Genomic DNA, 16,961 nt, shown 5'->3' with positions numbered 1-16,961 from the left:
CCCGGGCCGCCGGGCCCCGGGCCAGTTTTTCCGGGAAGGCCACCTCTGCGGGCACATGGAGGGCCGCTCTTCCCGAGAATGCGTGCCTCAGCGCGCGGCGTGCGGTGGTCTTCCCGAAAAGGCCTCGCGGCGGCCGCTCGTCCGGGCTAGGGGGCTGCGGCTAGGTCGACGGCGGGGCGGCGGAGCATCGTCAGCGCGGGCAGCACCGTCGCGCCGAGTGCCAGCACCAAGCACACCAGCGTCGACACACCGATCGGCACCCACGGCACCACCGGCGTGGCGTCCGCAACCGTGCGACCGAGCGCATTGGCGAGGCCGAGCAGGCTGAACACCGTGGCGGCGACCGCCATCCCGACGCCGACCAGCACGACCAGCACCGCCTCACCGGCCACCACCCGGACGCCCTGGCGAGGGGTCGCCCCGGAGAGCCGCAGCAGAGCCAGTTCGCGCCGCCGGTCGAACGTGGCCATCAGCAGCGTGTTCACGATCGCCAGCCCGGTGTAGAGCAGGGCCACCCCCAGCAGCGCGACCAGTGCCAGCTGGTTGCCCTCGTTCGCCTCGGCGCTGCGGCTGTCGGCGTAGGCGGCCCGACCGATCACGTCCACGCCGAGCCCGCCGACGGCCGCCCGGACGGCGTCGGCGGACGAGCCCCGGACGTACACCGCGGGTGCCTGGGCGCCGGGGTCGTGCGCGCGAACCGTGTCGATCGGTACCAGCACGCTGGTCGACTGGAGCGAGGACACGACCGCGGCCACCCGCAGCCGCTCGGTCGCGCCGTCGGCGAACGTCACGATGACCGGTGAGCCGACCTCCAGCCCGGAGAAGTCCGGCACCGTGATCGTGCCGGGGCGCAGGTCGTCCAGCGACCCGGAGACGACCTCCACGTCCAGCGTGCGGCGCAGCGTGGCGGGGTCCACCCCGAGCACGTCGCCGGTGATCCCGTGGCCGAGGCGTCCTCCTCCGTCCGGATCGACCGGCGTGACCTCCCAGACCGTGGTGGCCAGCGGGGCCGACACCACCGCGTCGGGTGTGGCTGCCTGGATCGCTGCCGGCACCGCCGCATCCACGCCCGCGGCGCCGGCCGGCACCACGACGTGGTCAGCGGTCAGGCGGGCCCGCAGATCGGCGTCGGTGGCCTGGGCCAGGGTGGCGATCGCGCCGATCATCGAACCGGCCACCCCCACGGTCACCAGCACCGGCGCCGCCGTCGACGCCACCCGGCGTACCGCGGTCAGCGCTCCCTGCCGCACCAGCATCGGCTCGGCGCCCCGTGCGGACGCCAGCGGAAGGCTGACCAACCGGATCACCGGCGGCAGCAGCACCGGGGCCAGCAGTGCGAACGCCACGACGAACAGCTCGCCGACGAAGACCGTCAGCGCGATCGCCGCCTCGTTCTCGATCTGTCCCGCGACCACGATCATCGCCACCGCACCCGCGAGGAACAGCAGCCCGAAGAACCAGCGGCCGACCGTCATCGGGCGACGCTCCACCGCGGCGTCCCGCAGGGCGTCCACCGGCGGGACGCGTCCGGCGCGGCGGGCGGCGGTCCAGGAGCCGATCAGCGCGACCACCAGCCCGATCCCGAACCCGAGCGTCAGCGGCCACAGCCGGGCGTGCGGCGCGAACGACGACGGCACCAGCTCGGCCCGCTGCAAGCTCCAGGCGTACACGTGTGCGAGCGGAATGCCGAGCACCGATCCGGCGGCAGCGGCGGCACCCCCGACGAGCAGCGCCTCCAGGTACACCATCCGCCGCACCTGCCGGGGGAACGCACCGACCAGCCGGAGCAGCGCGAACTCGCGACGGCGCTGCGAAACGGCGAACGCGAACGTCGAGGCGACCACGAAGATCGCGACGAACCCGGCCAGCCCGGCGGAGACACCGAGCAGCGACGTCGCGTCGTCGAGTTGCACCCGGTCCGGGTTCGGCTCGGCCAGCACCCGGTCGTCGCCGGTACGCACCACGACGGATGGTCCGCCGACCCGGCGGACGGCCGCTGCCACCTCGTCGACAGGAGCGTTGGACAGGACCCCGACGGCGCGAACCGTTCCCCACCGGGCCGCGTCTCGGTCGGAGACGTACAGACCGGGCCGATCCAGCAGCCCGGAGACGCGCAGCCGGTGCTCGCCGTCCGCCGTCCGCAGGCGCAGCGTGCCGCCCGGGGCGATACCCAGCTCGCGTCCGACGACCGCCTCACCGTCGGCGGGCGCAGTGCCCCGTACCAGCGACGCTCCGGCCAACCGGGCGCTCGACCAGCCGTGCCCCTCGACCGACCCTCGATCGAGTCGGGCGGTGAACAGCACGTCCGGAATCGCCGCCGCGACGCCCGGGACGGACGCCAGCCGCGTAGCCAGGCCGGGCGGCGGCGGTGGCTGCTCGGCCAGTTGGTCGTCGGACTGCCGCGCGCCCTGCACGACGATCGACGCCGCCGCGTACCGGGCGAGCGTGGTCTGGACGCCGTCCCGCGCGGCCACGCCGGCGAGAAGCAGCGCGGCACCGCTGATCAGCGCCGCCCCGAGCGCGACCGCGACCATCGTGCCGAGCAGCCCGCTCCAGCGCGACCGCAGCGTGTCCAGTGCGAGCATCAGGACTCCAGGTGGGCGAGGCGGGCCGCCACCGCGTCGGCGGTCGGTGCGGCGAGTTCACCGACGACGCGACCGTCGGCGAGGAACACCGCCCGGTCGGCGTAGGAGGCGGCGATCGGGTCGTGCGTGACCATCACGACCGTCTGGCGATCCTGGTCGACCAGGCCGCGGAGCAGCGTCAACACCTCGCGGGACGTGGTGCTGTCGAGGGCGCCGGTCGGCTCGTCGGCGAAGAGCACGGCGGGGCGGCTGATCAGCGCACGTGCGATCGCGACCCGCTGCTGCTGTCCACCGGAGAGCTCGGTCGGGCGGTGCCGGGCGCGTTCGGCGAGCCCGACGGCGGCCAGCGCGTCCCCGATCTGGGCAGCGGAGGGGCGTCGTCGGGCCAGCCGCAGCGGCAGCTCGACGTTCTGCGCGGCGGTCAGCGACGGCAGCAGGTTGAACGACTGGAACACGAACCCGATCCGGTCGCGTCGCAGCAGCGTGCGCTGGGTTTCGTTCAGCTTGTCGACGAGGACTCCGGCGACCTCCACGGTGCCTTCGGTGGGGGAGTCGAGGCCCGCCGCGCACTGCAGCAGCGTCGACTTGCCCGACCCGGACGGCCCCATCACCGCGGTGAAGGTTCCGGTCGGGAACGTGAGTGTGACCCCGTCGAGCGCGGTGACCCGCTGGCTCCGGGTGCGGTAGACCTTCCGGACGCCGTGGAGTGCGGCGGCGACGATGGCGGTCTGGTCGGTGGCGAGCATGCTTTGAGCCAACCGCCCGCGGACCCGGTCGGTCACGCCGGAAGGGTGGAGACCCCGAGGTAGAGCTGGGCCTACCTCTCGGTCCACAGTGGGTGGTTCACGAACTGTCGTACCGGTGCCCTAGCGTGCACGCAGTCGGACCGGACGAAAGAGAGAGCAGCCGCGATGCCACTCGACCTGATCGGATTGTTGCCCGAGCCGTGGCAGGCCGTGCTGACGCCGTTCCTCGACCGGGAGCGCGTCGCGGCACTCGGGGAGTACGTCGAGCGGGAGTACGCGGAGCAGACCGTCCACCCGCCGGTCGAGGACCTGTTCGCCGCGTACCGGCTCTGCGCGCCCGATCAGGTCCGGGTGCTGCTGCTCGGGCAAGACCCGTACCACGGTCCCGGGCAGGCGCACGGGCTGTGCTTCAGCGTCCGGGCCGGCACCCGGGTGCCCCCGTCGCTGCGCAACGTGTTCAAGGAGATGGCCGCCGACGTCGGGAGTCCGATGCCCGCCAGTGGCGAGCTCACCCCGTGGGGCGAGCAGGGCATCTTGCTGCTCAACGCGGTGCTGACCGTGCGTGGCGGCAAGCCGGGCTCGCACGCCAACAAGGGGTGGGAGGAGTTCACCGACGCGACGATCCGCGCGGTGAACGCCCTCGATCACCGCGTGGTGTACCTGCTGTGGGGTAGCTACGCCCGGAAGAAGGCCGCGCTGGTCACCAACCCGGCGCACGTCGTCCTGGAGGCAGGCCACCCGAGCCCGATGAACCCTCGCGGCTTCCTCGGCAGCCGTCCGTTCAGCGCGACGAACAAGGCCCTGGCCGATGCGGGCCTCCCCGAAATCACGTGGGATCTGCCGGCCTAGAGCAGCGGGGTTCCCGGAGGGGAGTGGGGCAGACGGAATAGCACGCTCGACCGTCGGGAGTATGTCCAGCTCTACCGACACCGCGGTGGGCGCCACCTACCGTCTCCAATATGACCGGCATCGAGCCCACCCTGACCCTGCCCGGCCCACCGGCGACGTCGCCCAACCTGCCGGTGAGCGGACGGGGGGAGCGCCCCCGCACCGCCTGGCAGGCGCTGATCCGCCCGCCGGGTCGGTTCCTGTTCTCGTCCTGGCCGTGGCGCGCGTTGGTCTACGTGGTGTCCGGCAGCGTGCTCGGCTTCGTGATCGCGATGGCGCTGTTCGTCATCGCGGTGACCGGTGCGGTCCTGTCGGTGTTCCTCGTCGGGTTGGTCGTCCTGGCGATGATCCCGCTCACCGGCTTGATCGTGGCGCCGATCGAACGCTGGCGGCTCCGCCTGGTCGACGACGTGCCGGTCGTCGACCCGCACGTGCCGCCGACCCGGCCAGGACCGTGGGCGTGGTTCACCCAGCGGTACCGCGAGGTGGCGACCTGGCGCGAGTTCGGCGCCACACTGCTGCTCGCGGTGCTCGGCATCGCCGACATGCTGGGTCTGATGATCGCCGGCTCGTTCGTCGGAATCCTGCTCGGAGCGCCGTTGATCGTCTGGCTGGACCCCGACTCGGGCAGCGGGCTGCAGATGGGTCCCGGCTGGTCGGTCGACACCGTGGTCGAGGCCTGGTCGCTCGTCCCGATCGGGCTGCTCCTCCTGGTGGTGTTCGCCTACCTGATCACGGCATGGGCGGCCGGCCGGGCGCAGCTCACCCGCCTCCTGCTCGCCGGTCGAGAGGTCGAGCCCGGCGAGCGGGTCGTGGCACTGACCCGCTCGCGTGCCCGGCTCGTGGACGCCTTCCAGGCCGAGCGGCGCCGCATCGAGCGTGACCTGCACGACGGCGCCCAGCAGCGGCTGGTCGCGCTCACCGTCGAGCTCGGGCTGGCCCGCCTCGACCTGCCGCCCGACTCCGACGCCGGCCGGCGGGTGACGTCCGCACACGAGCAGGCGAAGCTGGCCCTCGGTGAGCTGCGCGAGCTGATCCGCGGGGTGCACCCGCAACTCCTCACCGACCGCGGCCTGGCGCCGGCGGTGGCCGATGTGGCCGGTCGGGCGTCGGTGCCGGTGAGCGTGGAGATCGCGCTGCCACGTCGGCTGCCCCGCGAGGTGGAGGCCGCGGCGTACTTCGTCGTCACCGAGGCGCTGACCAACGTCGACCGGCACAGCCAGGCGACCGAGGCCACCGTGCGTGGCCGGATCGACGACGGCCGGCTGATCGTCGAGGTGATCGACGACGGCGTGGGCGGCGCCGACGCGGGGCGCGGCACCGGCCTGGTGGGGCTCGCCGATCGCGTCTCGGTGGTCGACGGGGTCCTCACGCTGGTCAGCCCGATCGGTGGCCCTACGCTGCTCCGCGTGGAGATTCCCTGCTGATGGACCCGGAGTCCAAGAGCGCCGTGCTGCGGATCGTCCTGGCCGAGGACAGCGTGCTGCTGCGAGAAGGGCTGGTCGCGCTGCTCACCCGGTACGGCCACGAGGTCGTCGCCGCGGTCGGGGACGCGCCGGCGCTGGACGCCGCGGTCGAGCGAACCGATCCCGACCTGGTGGTCACCGATGTCCGGATGCCGCCGACACACACCGACGACGGCCTACGGGTCGCGGTCACCCTGCGGTCCCGGCGGCCGAACCTACCGGTGCTGGTGCTCAGTCAGTACGTCGAGCAGACGTACGCGGCCGAGCTGCTCGACACCGCCGACGGAGCCGGGGTCGGCTACCTGCTCAAGGACCGGGTCGGTGACGTCGACGACTTCGCCGATGCGGTGGCACGCGTGGCGGGCGGTGGCACGGTGGTCGACCAGGAGGTCATCCGGCAGCTGTTGCGCCGACGCTCCGACCCGCTCGACCGGCTGACTTCCCGGGAGGCCGAGGTGCTCGCGCTGATGGCCGAGGGCCGGTCGAACGCCGCGATCGCCAGGGCGCTCGTCGTCACCGAGGCGGCGGTCACCAAGCACATCGGCAACATCCTGGCCAAACTCGACCTGCCGCTCGATGCCGACGACCATCGCCGGGTACTAGCGGTGGTGACCTACCTGCGCCGCAGCGGTAGCGACTGAAGCTGGCGTGGTGAGCCCCGCTTAGGCTGAACGTTATGACCCTCCCTGCGCCCGGCGTCGTCGAATCGGTCAACATCGGTGTTCTGCGAGTCGTTCCGTGGACGCAGAGCGTCGGGAGTACCGGCATCGACAAGCGTCCGGTGCCGGGGCGGGTCCGGGCCGAGGGCGTCGGCCTGGTCGGTGACGTGATCGCCGACACGAAGAACCACGGCGGTTACCACCAGGCCGTCTACGCCTACGCCCGCGAGGACGCGGCCTGGTGGGCGGCCGAGCTCGACCGGGAGGTGCCGTTCGGGGCGTTCGGCGAGAACTTGTCGACGAGCGGTGTCGACTGCACCGGTGCGGTGATCGGCGAGCGCTGGGAGGTCGGGAGCACGGTTCTGGAGGTCAGCCGGCCGCGCATTCCCTGCCGGACGTTCGCCGGCTTCTGGGACGTGCCGGATCTGGTCAAGCGCTTCACCCGCCGCGCGGTGCCGGGCGCCTACCTGCGGATCATCGAGGAGGGCGACCTCGGTGCCGGCGACGCGGTGCGGATCGTCCACCGCCCGGACCACGGGGTGACGATCGGCGAGGTGTTCCGCGCGCTCACCGGCGAGCGGTCGCTGGCACCGCGTCTGCTCGACGCCCCCGAGCTGCCGCCCGAGCTCCAGGAGCGCGCCCGCAAACTGGTCACCGCCGCTAGCGCTAACTCGCCGCAGCCATCCTGACTTCGACGTAGCTGTCACCCGGCGCGGACTTGTCGCGCTGCCACTTTCCGCTGTCGGCGGTCCAGACGTCCCCGGCGAACGCCACCCGGCGGACGCCGTACTCGTGCGCCTTCGCGACGAACCAGTGCGCGGACTGCCATCCCAGCCGTGACTTGCTGCCGCCGCCCACCGCGACCGTGAGAATCGGCACGTCGCCGTCGACCGTCGGGTTGACCGTGAGCTTGCCCAGGTCGGCCGCGAGCTCGCCGACCAGCGCGGTGCTCGCCTCCGGCCCGACCCGGTCCGGCGGACGGCGCAACTGGCAGGTGACGGCGCCGGCCTCGTCGCCGAGCAGCGCGGCCGCGAGCGTCGTCGCGTCGGCCTCCCACTTCTGGTACAGCTCCGGGTGGGCGCTGCGCTGCACGGCCTGGGCGGCGTCGGTGAGGCGCATCTTCTGCCAGCCGGGCACCTTGACCAGGTGCTCGTAGAACTCGCCTGCGGCGTACCGGGGGTCCTGCAGCTGCTCCGGGGTGCCCCAGCCCTGGGACGGACGCTGCTGGAACAGGCCCACCGAGTCGCGATCGCCGGTGGTGAGGTTGCGGAGCTTCGACTCTTGGAACGCGGTGGCGAGTGCGATGGCGGCCGCCCGCTCCGGCAGGTCGCGACGCACGGCTGCCGCCACGATCGTCGCCGCGTGCGTCAGCTGGTCGGGCGCGAGGCGCACCACCTTGTCGGCGGCGTAGCTGCGGCAGGTGTCGGACAGGAACGGCACGTGCAGTTTGGTGAGTCTGGACACGCCGACCACGGACACCGCCGCGAGAGCGATCAACACGACCGCGAGCACGGCCGCCTTGCGCATCCGCCCGCCCCTCCGTTCTGGCAGCACGATCTCCGTCCTTGGAATAAGCCGTCACCAGTGTTAACGCCGTGTGTTTGTGAACGCCGCCGAGCGGGTACCGAGGCGCCCGCTCCCGAGCCTACGACGTCCGCGTAAGCATGCGGTGAGGAGGAAGCGCTGCTTCCGCAAAACTGCTGACACACTGGAGACATGGCTGGACCACCGCCCGACGGGCAGCCCGCCCCGGACGACGGCCGACTCCCCGAGAGCGCGCTCGCTCGGCTCGGTGAGCGTGGCTTCGGGATCTACGTGCACGTGCCGTTCTGCGCGGCGCGCTGCGGATACTGCGACTTCAACACCTACACCCCCGGTGAGCTGGGCAGCGCGGGACGAACCGACGCCGACAGCTGGCTGGAAGCGGCGCTCGCCGAAGTCGATCTGGCCGGTACCGTGCTCGGCGGTGCACCGGGCGGTCTGCCCAGGGTGGACACGGTGTTCGTCGGCGGCGGAACCCCGACACTGCTCCCGCCCGACCACCTCGCCCGGGTCCTCGGCCGGATCGACGACGTCTTCGGGCTCGCCACCGACGCCGAGGTGACCACCGAGGCGAACCCCGAGTCGGTGGACCCCACCTCGCTCGCCGCCCTGCGCGCAGCCGGGTTCACCCGGGTGTCGCTGGGGATGCAGTCGGCGCGCTCGCACGTGCTCGCGGTACTCGACCGGCGGCACACGCCGGGGCGGGCGGTGCAGGCCGCCCAGGAGGCGCGGGGCGCCGGGTTCGCGCACGTCAACCTCGACCTGATCTACGGAACGCCGGGGGAGACCGACGAGGACTGGGCAGCGTCGCTGGAGGCCGTCGCGGCGGGCGGGGTGGACCACGTCAGCGCTTATGCGCTGATCGTCGAGGACGGGACGCGGCTGGCGCGGCAGATCGCCCGCGGCGTGCTGCCGGCGCCCGACGACGACGTGCTCGCCGATCGGTACCTGATGGCGGACACCGCGCTCTCGGCCCTCGGCCTGCACTGGTACGAGGTGTCGAACTGGGCGGCCGACGAGGCTGCGCGGTGCCGCCACAACGAGCTGTACTGGCGGAGCGGCGACTGGTGGGGCGTCGGCCCGGGCGCGCACAGCCACGCGGGCGGCGTCCGCTGGTGGAACGTGCGCCACCCGGCGCGGTACGCCGACCGCCTGGCGGGCAAGACCTCGCCGGCGCAGGCCCGGGAGGTCCTCGAGGCCGAGGACCGGCGGGTGGAGGACGTGCTGCTCCGGCTCCGTCTGGCCGACGGACTGCCCCTGCCGGTTCTGGACGACGCAGGGCGCGCCGCAGCGGCGCAGGCGGTGGCCGACGGGCTGCTGGACCCAGCGGCCCACCGCGGTGGCCAGGCGGTGCTGACGCTGCGCGGTCGCCTGCTCGCCGACGCGGTGGTACGCGCCCTGCTGCCCTGAGCGCGCGAGCCGCTACTTGATCAGCTTCACCGTCAATGGGTAGTGGTACAGCTCGCCGTTCGCGGCTTTGACGCCGGCGATGACACCGAACACCACCGACATCAGGAACGTGGCCAGCGGGAACACCCAAAGGACGAACGCGCCGAAGCCCAAGGTGATCGCACTGCCGCAGAAGAAGATCGTCAGCGCGACGACGTTCGCGATCGCCCACGTGATGTGGAAGTTCAGCGCCTCCACCGCGTGCGCACGGACGCTCGGGTTCGTGTTGCCGCGGACACCGTAGGCGATCAGCGGCGCCACCCACCCGGCGACCGTCCCGCCGACGACCACCCCGAGAACGCCACCGAAGTGCGCGACCAGGTTCCAGGTCTGCGTGTCGTCGACCGGTGCCGCGGCCGGGTATCCGCCGTGCGTGGGTTGCCTCACCCCGGCTTGCTGCCCGTAACCGCCCGGCTGCCCGTGCCCACCCGGCTGCCCATAGCCCGGCTGTGCGTAACCGCCCGGCTGCCCGTGCCCACCCGGCTGCCCATAGCCCGGCTGTGCGTAACCGCCCGGCTGCCCGTGCCCACCCGGCTGCCCATAGCCCGGCTGTGCGTAACCGCCCGGCTGCCCGTGCCCACCCGGCTGCGCGTGACCGCCCGGCTGCCCGTAGCCACCCGGCTGGCCGTAACTGCTGGGCTGTCCGTAGGGCCGGCCGTAACCGCCAGGCGGGCCGTAGTCGCCCGGGCTCCCGTAGGCCCCACCGGACGTCGGCGCACCCCCGGACGAGGTCGGGTAAGCCGGTCCGGAAGTCGGGTACGCCGGGCCGGACGTCGGGTGACCCGGAGGGGCGCTGAACGGCGCAGATTCGGGCGAACCGGGCGGCCGCGGCGCGGTGGGATCGGTCACGCAGGCAGCGTACGGCTGCTGTCCGCCGGTGACAGTCGGGGCTGTGACAGAAGTCGCCTGCTCACAACCGGTGAGGTCGGATGCTGACGGAGTGACAGACGCCCACCCGGAGTACCCGGTCTGACACAACGATCGGGTTAGGCTTCGGGGCGCTGATGCAGGCGAAAGAGCGAAGGTGGTCCAGTGGCGGAGACGCGGTGGCTCAGCCCGGATGAGCAGCGCACCTGGCGCTCGTACATCGAAGCGAACCGGCTGTTGAACGAGGCGCTCGACCGCCAGTTGCAGCGCGACGCCGGTATGCCCCACACGTACTACGAGATCCTCGTCCGGCTGTCCGACGTCCCCGGCCACCGGCTACGGATGAGCGAGCTGGCGCATTCCTCCCTCTCCTCCCGCAGCCGGCTGTCGCACGCGGTCTCCCGGCTGGAGGAGCGCGGCTGGGTGCGCCGGGAGAGCTGCCCCACCGACGGACGCGGCGCGCTCGCCGTCCTCACCGACGAGGGTTACTCCGTACTCAAGGCCGCCGCGCCCGCACACGTCGCGGAGGTGCGGAAGCATTTGATGGACCGCCTCAGCCCGGAGCAGGTCGCCCAACTGGGCGAGATCTGCCGGGTGATCTGCGACGGCCTCACCGAACAGGCGACCGCCCGGGCCTGAGACCGTAGCGACGCGAGTGCGCCCCGTGAATTCGCCGTTCGGCGGGTGATTCTCCGCGCACGAAGGAAGCGGACGGCCCTATCCGCCCGTATGCTTGGCACTCTCATCAACGGAGTGCCAAGATCGAGGGGCCACTCCATGGGGCCCGCTCCGGGGAGCAGGGTGGTCGGGAGGTGACAGCGTGACGCTCGACGAGCGGAAGCTGGCCGTTCTCCGGGCGATCGTGCAGGACTACGTCAACACCGAGGAACCGGTCGGCAGCAAGGCATTGGCCGAACGGCACCAACTCGGAGTTTCCCCGGCGACGATCCGGAACGACATGGCGGTGCTGGAGGAAGAGGGCTACATCGCCCAGCCGCACACCAGCGCCGGGCGGATCCCGACCGACAAGGGTTACCGCCTCTTCGTCGACCGGCTCGCCGGTGTGAAGCCGCTGTCAGCCGCCGAACGGCGGGCGATCCAGACGCTGTTGACCGGTGCGATCGACCTGGACGACGTCGTGGCGCGCACGGTGCGGTTGTTGGCGCAGCTCACCCGCCAGGTCGCGGTCGTGCAGTACCCGAGCTTGACTCGCAGCTCGGTGCGCCACATCGAACTGGTCCAGCTGTCGGTGAACCGGTTGCTGCTGGTACTGATCACCGACACCGGCCGGGTCGACCAGCGCACGGTCGAGTTCCCGGCCGGCATCGGCGACGACGACGTCAACGTCCTCCGGACGGTGGTGAACAACGCGCTCGTGGGGCAGCGGCTCTCCGACGCCCCGGGACGGGTCGAGGAACTGCTCGACACGATCACGCCCGCCCTGCGTCCGGCGCTCACCACGGTCGCCAGCGTCCTGCTCGAGACGCTCGTCGAGCGACGCGAGGAACGCGTCGTCCTGGCGGGCGCCGCCAACCTCACGCGCAGTACGGTGGACTTCCGTGGGTCGGTCTTCCCGATCCTGGAGGCGCTCGAGGAGCAGGTCGTGCTCCTCAAGCTCGTCGGCGAGGTCGACTCGCCGAGCATGTTGCGGGTCCGGATCGGCGACGAGAACCAGGTTGAGGAGTTGCGGGGCATTTCGGTGGTGACGACGGCCTACGGTGCTGGTGACACCGCGCTGGCTGGTCTCGGGGTGGTCGGTCCGACCCGGATGGACTATCCCGGCACGATCAGCGCGGTCCGCGCCGTCGCGCGGTACGTCGGTGAAATTCTCGCGGGGAACTGAGCGGGGCTGGGTAGGGATATGCCTTCCGGAGTTGGGGACACACACGTGGCGAAGGACTACTACGGCATCCTCGGGGTGGAGCGCGACGCGACGCCCGAGGAGATCAAACGGGCCTACCGCCGGCTCGCTCGGGAACTACACCCGGACATCAACCCCGACGCCGAGGCGCAGGAGCGCTTCAAGGAGGTCTCGGCCGCGTACGAGGTGCTCTCCGACCCGGCCAAGCGCGAGCTCGTCGATCTCGGCGGCGACCCGCTGGCTCCCGGCGGGGGCAGCGGCCCCGGCGGTGGCCCTGGTGGCCCGTTCACCATGGGCTTCCAGGACATCATGGACGCCTTCTTCGGCGGCGCGACCACCCGCGGCCCGCGTCCGCGCACCCGACCGGGTTCAGACGCTCTGATCCGGCTCGACCTCGACCTGGTCGACATGGCGTTCGGCGTCAACCAGGAACTGACCGTCGACACCGCGGTCCGGTGTTCCACGTGTTCCGGCGCGGGCACCGCACCCGGCACCCACCCGGCGACCTGTGAGGTCTGTGGCGGGCGGGGCGAGGTGCAGACGGTCCAGCGTTCGTTCCTGGGCCAGGTCATGACGTCCCGGCCCTGCGCGGCCTGCCAGGGCTTCGGCACGGTCATCCCGCACCCCTGCCCCGGATGCGCCGGTGACGGCCGGGTGCGCAGCCGCCGGACCCTCACCGTCAAGGTGCCGGCCGGCGTCGAGGACGGGATGCGGATCCGGCTGGCCGGCGAAGGTGAGGTCGGCCCCGGTGGTGGTCCGCCCGGTGACCTCTACGTCGAGGTGCACGAGCGACCGCACGACGTCTTCACCCGCCAGGGCGACGACCTGCACTGCCGCGTCTCGCTGCCGATGACCGCGGCGGCACTCGGCACCCAGCTCAACCTCAAGACGCTCGACGGTGAGGAGCAGATCGAGGTCAAGGCGGGCACCCAGCCGGGCACGGTGGTCCGCGTCCGCGGGCGTGGCGTCCCGCACCTACGGGGCAACGGTCGCGGCGACCTGCACGTCCACCTGGAAGTGCGGACGCCGACCCGCCTCGACACCGAGCAAGAGCGTCTCCTCCGCGAACTGGCCAAGCTGCGGGGTGAGGAGCGCCCGGAGCCGATGCGGCAGCAAGGCGGTTTTTTCTCCAAAGTCCGTGACGCATTCAATGGACACGCTTGACTGAGCGCTTGCGCGAAGTGCGGCTAGCAGAGTTGATCGATCGGTCATGACGGCTCCGACCGCTAAGGAGGAGTCGTCATGACCGATCCTGTCTTTTTGATCGCAGAGTTGCCGGCCGTCGGCCCGGCGGTGCTCGACGGCCCCGAGGGGCGGCACGCCGCACTGGTGCGCCGTCTGGGGCCGGGGGAGACGCTGCTGCTCGCCGACGGTGCCGGCGGCCGGGCGTCCTGCGTCGTGGTGGCTGCCGAGCGCGACTCGCTGCGGCTCGACGTCCGCGTCGTGGAGCGGGTGCCTCGGCCGTCGCCGGTCGTCACCGTCGTTCAGGCGTTGCCGAAGGGTGACCGCGGCGAGGCCGCGGTCGAGATGATGACCGAGGCCGGCGTCGACGTGGTGGTGCCGTGGTCGGCGTCGCGGTCGATCACCCGGTGGAAGGAAGCCCGCGGCGACAAGGCGCTCGCGCGCTGGCGCAGTACCGCGCGGGAGGCCGCGAAGCAGTCCCGTCGGCTGTGGCTGCCGGAGATCGCCGATTTGGCGTCCACTGCGGACGTTCGGAAGATCTTGACGTCGATGGATGCGGCGTTCGTACTGCACGAGGACGCGGTCGAGCCGCTGGCGGTGACCGCGCTGGCGACCGGACTGACGTCGGTGGCGCTGGTGGTTGGTCCGGAGGGCGGTATCGCGCCGGACGAGTTGGACGCCTTCGTCGCCGCCGGCGCCGTTCCGGTGCGGCTCGGCCCGACCGTGCTCCGGACGTCGACCGCCGGGGTGGCGGCGCTGGCCGTCGTGAACACGCGCACGGGTCGTTGGACCTGAATCTCGCGCTCCGTATTCAATCAAAAGCGCCGCGTAACGGGGTTCCACCGAGCTGGCACGGAAAAGTCACACTGTCTGTGTAAACGGCATAACCGTACGGACGGTGGTTACCCTCTCGGGTGCGGCGGTGAGAGGAGAACCGGGATGGCACCGACCGACCAGGCGACGGCTGCCTGCGAGCGGATCATTCGTACGCTCCAAGCCGACGAGCGAGTGCCGGCCGTGGCTGCGGCGGTGTTCCGCGCCGATCGTCCGGACTGGAGCTTCTACATCGGAGACGCCGGAGACGGCGCGGAGGTTCGACCCGAAACACAGTTCAGAATCGGCTCGGTCACGAAGACGCTCACCGCGGTGCTCGTCCTGCAGCTACGCGACTCGGGAATGCTCGATCTCGACGACCCGATCGACGCCCACCTCGCGGTCCCGGCGCACGGTCAGCTCACGATCCGTAGCATCCTCAACCACACGTCCGGGCTCCAGCGGGAGCCCTGGGGCAACGTCTGGGACACCCTCGACGTCCCCGACGACGCCCGGATGCTGGAGGAAGTCGCCAAGGCCGAAGCCGTCCTGAGCCCTCGCCGCCGCTGGCACTACTCGAACCTGGGGTTCGCCCTCCTCGGCCAGCTGGTCGCCGCGAAGACCGGCGCCACCTGGGAGGAAGCGTTGGCTGATCGGCTACTCAACCCGCTGGGCCTGACCGACACCACGCTCCTGCCGCGGGAGCCCGCCGCGCAGGGGTACCTCGTCGACGAGTACTCCGACCACGCCCGGCCGGAGCCGCACTTCGACCTGAAGGGTGCCGCTGCGGCCGCTCAGCTCTGGAGCACCGCCGGGGACATGGCCCGCTGGGCGCTGTTCCTCGCGAAGCCGGACCCGGCCGTGCTGGCGCGTTCGACGCTGGAGGAGATGTACGAGCCGGTCGTGGTGACCGACCCGGTGGACTGGCACACCGGCTGGGGTCTCGGACTGCAGACCAAGCCGCAGGGCAGTGGCTCCGACCGGGCGTTGGACGTCGGTCACAACGGGGCGATGCCCGGCTTCCTGGCGGGGGTCTGGTGCCGCCGGGGCGTGACGATCGGCGCCGCCGTGCTCGGCTCGTCCGGCACCGCGGGTGGCATCACCGCCGCGCCGCACAGGCTGATCGCCGCCAGCCTGGAACACGATCCGGTCGACATCCAGCCCTGGACGATCGGCGAGCCGGTGCCCCGGGAGTACGTGGACATCCTCGGGCGCTGGTGGTCGGAGGGCAGCGAGTTCGTGTTCCGCTGGCACCGTGGCCATCTCGAGGGCCGGTCGGTGAGCGCGGTGGCTGCCGCACCGCCGGCGATCTTCGCGTTCGAGGCGCCCGACTTACTGCGCACGGTCTCCGGGCGGGAAGCCGGCGAGCGGCTGGAGCTGTTCCGCGGTCCGGACGGGAAGGTGGAGCTGATGCGGTGGGCCACCTACCGCTTCACGCGCACCCAACAGACCTACGACGAGTGGGCTCACTGACGTCCCGAGGGCGCGACACCGCTCTCCGGCCGCCCTGAGCCAGTCCTTCCGCGCCCGTCGCCAGGTGGTTTCCCGAAAGCGCGCCCGAACGTGCGCGCGGCCGCGCTGCGGGCGGCGGCTCGGGTGGTCGCGCCTCGGCGGCGGGGGATTGGAGCCCACTTCGTCCCCCGTGGCGCCGGGTGGCTTGATTCTCACGAGGCAGGTGGGGGGTTGGGCCGGTAGAATCGAAGGGTGCCGTCCCCGTTGGGCGCTGAGTCTCTCCGGGTACGTCCGACAAATCAGTCAGATCCCGAGTAAGAGAGCAGGCGGAAGCGGCCTCCCTGGCCGGCCCATGGCAGAGATCAAAGCGCCGACCACGGCGCAAACCCGCATCGTCGTCCCCGACGCCCACGCGATGGTCAGCCTGTTGGGCTCCGGCGACGCCATTCTCAGTCTCATCGAGCGTTCGGTCACCGCCGACGTCCACGTCCGCGGTAACGAAATCACGCTGACCGGTACCCCCGCTGACAACGCGTTCGCCGAGCGGCTCTTCGCCGAGCTGCTCACGCTGGTCGAACGCGGCGAGGTGCTGACTCCGGACGCTGTCAACCGCACCATCGCGATGTTGAAGTCGGGTAGCGCGGAGCGCCCGGCCGAGGTGCTCACCCTCAACATCATCTCGAGGCGTGGTCGCACGATCCGTCCGAAGACGCTCAACCAGAAGCGCTACGTCGACGCGATCGACGAGCACACGATCGTGTTCGGCATCGGCCCCGCCGGTACCGGTAAGACGTACCTGGCGATGGCGAAGGCCGTCCAGGCGCTCCAGGCCAAGCAGGTCAATCGCATCATCCTGACCCGCCCGGCCGTCGAGGCAGGCGAGCGGCTCGGCTTCCTGCCCGGGACGCTCTTCGAGAAGATCGACCCGTACCTGCGGCCGCTCTACGACGCACTGCACGACATGGTCGACCCCGACTCGATCCCGCGTCTGATGCAGGCCGGGACGATCGAGGTCGCGCCGCTCGCGTACATGCGTGGCCGCACGCTCAACGACGCGTTCATCATCCTCGACGAGGCGCAGAACACGACTCCCGAGCAGATGAAGATGTTCCTGACCCGGCTCGGGTTCGGCTCGAAGATCGTCGTCACCGGCGACGTGACCCAGATCGACCTGCCGGGGGGCGCCACCAGCGGCCTCCGTGTCGTCCGCGACATTCTGGACGGCGTCGAGGACGTGCACTTCGCGGAGCTGGGCAGCGCCGACGTCGTGCGGCACCACCTGGTCAGCGACATCGTCGACGCGTACGCGCGGTACGACTCCGACCACCCGCCGGCATCCCGCGACGGGAGCGGGCGGCGGGCTGCGGGCGGGCGTCCGGCCCGTCGTAGCTGACTCGACGCGGCCGCCGCGGCCGGGCCTGCTCCGCGTGGGCCCGGCTGGCGGTGTTGGA

The 16,961-nt window shown here is 71.7% G+C and carries 15 protein-coding genes; 11 read left to right on the top strand and 4 right to left on the bottom strand.

Annotation, left to right across the window (positions count from 1 at the left end; translation table 11 throughout):
* Positions 1 to 146: 146 nt before the first annotated feature.
* Both ABEB28_RS16135 and ABEB28_RS16130 read right to left on the bottom strand, forming a co-directional pair.
* Complete coding sequence (locus tag ABEB28_RS16135; RefSeq protein WP_345728910.1) at positions 147 to 2,585, bottom strand: FtsX-like permease family protein; 2,439 nt, start codon at positions 2,583 to 2,585, stop codon at positions 147 to 149.
* Positions 2,585 to 3,331, bottom strand: coding sequence for an ABC transporter ATP-binding protein (locus ABEB28_RS16130; RefSeq protein WP_345728918.1), 747 nt, complete (start codon positions 3,329 to 3,331; stop codon positions 2,585 to 2,587). Before ABEB28_RS16130 ends, ABEB28_RS16135 begins: the two co-directional genes overlap by 1 nt.
* A gap of 165 nt (positions 3,332 to 3,496) precedes the next feature.
* Here ABEB28_RS16130 and ung point away from each other — a divergent pair, with 165 nt between their 5' ends.
* From ung to ABEB28_RS16110, 4 genes are all read left to right on the top strand, one after another.
* Positions 3,497 to 4,180 (top strand): uracil-DNA glycosylase, encoded by a 684-nt coding sequence (gene ung, locus ABEB28_RS16125; RefSeq protein ID WP_345728909.1) that lies wholly within the window; start codon positions 3,497 to 3,499, stop codon positions 4,178 to 4,180.
* Between the two features lie 110 nt (positions 4,181 to 4,290).
* A complete protein-coding gene (locus tag ABEB28_RS16120; RefSeq protein WP_345728908.1) occupies positions 4,291 to 5,646 on the top strand; it encodes a sensor histidine kinase in 1,356 nt (451 codons plus the stop codon).
* The gene (locus ABEB28_RS16115) at positions 5,646 to 6,326 is read left to right on the top strand and encodes a response regulator (RefSeq protein WP_345728907.1); all 681 of its coding nucleotides are present in this window, start codon (positions 5,646 to 5,648) and stop codon (positions 6,324 to 6,326) included. The genes ABEB28_RS16120 and ABEB28_RS16115 overlap by 1 nt, the downstream gene beginning before the upstream one ends.
* A 35-nt stretch (positions 6,327 to 6,361) precedes the next feature.
* Entirely contained in the window at positions 6,362 to 7,033 is a 672-nt protein-coding gene (locus ABEB28_RS16110; protein WP_345728906.1) for an MOSC domain-containing protein, read from the top strand.
* On the opposite strand, the gene ABEB28_RS16105 is transcribed toward ABEB28_RS16110, so the two are convergent.
* The gene (locus tag ABEB28_RS16105) at positions 7,011 to 7,871 is read right to left on the bottom strand and encodes a hypothetical protein (RefSeq protein WP_345728905.1); all 861 of its coding nucleotides are present in this window, start codon (positions 7,869 to 7,871) and stop codon (positions 7,011 to 7,013) included. The two genes, ABEB28_RS16110 and ABEB28_RS16105, sit on opposite strands and share 23 nt — an antisense overlap.
* 189 nt (positions 7,872 to 8,060) lie before the next feature.
* On the opposite strand from ABEB28_RS16105, the gene hemW reads away from it, so the two are divergent.
* Positions 8,061 to 9,296: a radical SAM family heme chaperone HemW gene (hemW, locus tag ABEB28_RS16100; protein ID WP_345728904.1), complete on the top strand. Its 1,236-nt coding sequence runs from the start codon at positions 8,061 to 8,063 to the stop codon at positions 9,294 to 9,296.
* Between the two features lie 12 nt (positions 9,297 to 9,308).
* Here hemW and ABEB28_RS16095 read toward each other — a convergent pair whose 3' ends face one another.
* Positions 9,309 to 10,184, bottom strand: coding sequence for a DUF4870 domain-containing protein (locus ABEB28_RS16095; RefSeq protein ID WP_345728903.1), 876 nt, complete (start codon positions 10,182 to 10,184; stop codon positions 9,309 to 9,311).
* A gap of 183 nt (positions 10,185 to 10,367) precedes the next feature.
* On the opposite strand from ABEB28_RS16095, the gene ABEB28_RS16090 reads away from it, so the two are divergent.
* The 6 genes from ABEB28_RS16090 (at position 10,368) to ABEB28_RS16065 (ending at position 16,903) form a co-directional block, all read left to right on the top strand.
* Complete coding sequence (locus ABEB28_RS16090; protein WP_345728902.1) at positions 10,368 to 10,841, top strand: MarR family winged helix-turn-helix transcriptional regulator; 474 nt, start codon at positions 10,368 to 10,370, stop codon at positions 10,839 to 10,841.
* A 181-nt stretch (positions 10,842 to 11,022) separates the two neighbouring features.
* Positions 11,023 to 12,045, top strand: a complete 1,023-nt coding sequence (gene hrcA / locus ABEB28_RS16085; protein WP_345728901.1) for a heat-inducible transcriptional repressor HrcA — start codon at positions 11,023 to 11,025, stop codon at positions 12,043 to 12,045.
* A 45-nt stretch (positions 12,046 to 12,090) separates the two neighbouring features.
* On the top strand, positions 12,091 to 13,227 hold the full coding sequence (dnaJ, locus tag ABEB28_RS16080) for a molecular chaperone DnaJ (RefSeq protein ID WP_345728900.1): 1,137 nt from the start codon (positions 12,091 to 12,093) through the stop codon (positions 13,225 to 13,227).
* 78 nt (positions 13,228 to 13,305) lie between these two features.
* Entirely contained in the window at positions 13,306 to 14,040 is a 735-nt protein-coding gene (locus tag ABEB28_RS16075) for a 16S rRNA (uracil(1498)-N(3))-methyltransferase (protein ID WP_345728899.1), read from the top strand.
* Positions 14,041 to 14,184: 144 nt separating this feature from the next.
* The gene (locus ABEB28_RS16070) at positions 14,185 to 15,531 is read left to right on the top strand and encodes a serine hydrolase domain-containing protein (protein ID WP_345728898.1); all 1,347 of its coding nucleotides are present in this window, start codon (positions 14,185 to 14,187) and stop codon (positions 15,529 to 15,531) included.
* Between the two features lie 331 nt (positions 15,532 to 15,862).
* Positions 15,863 to 16,903: a PhoH family protein gene (locus ABEB28_RS16065; RefSeq protein ID WP_345728897.1), complete on the top strand. Its 1,041-nt coding sequence runs from the start codon at positions 15,863 to 15,865 to the stop codon at positions 16,901 to 16,903.
* The last annotated feature ends 58 nt before the right edge of the window (positions 16,904 to 16,961 follow it).

The organism is Cryptosporangium minutisporangium (genome assembly GCF_039536245.1).
Lineage (GTDB): Bacteria > Actinomycetota > Actinomycetes > Mycobacteriales > Cryptosporangiaceae > Cryptosporangium > Cryptosporangium minutisporangium.
This window is presented reverse-complemented; position numbering and strand designations above follow the sequence as displayed.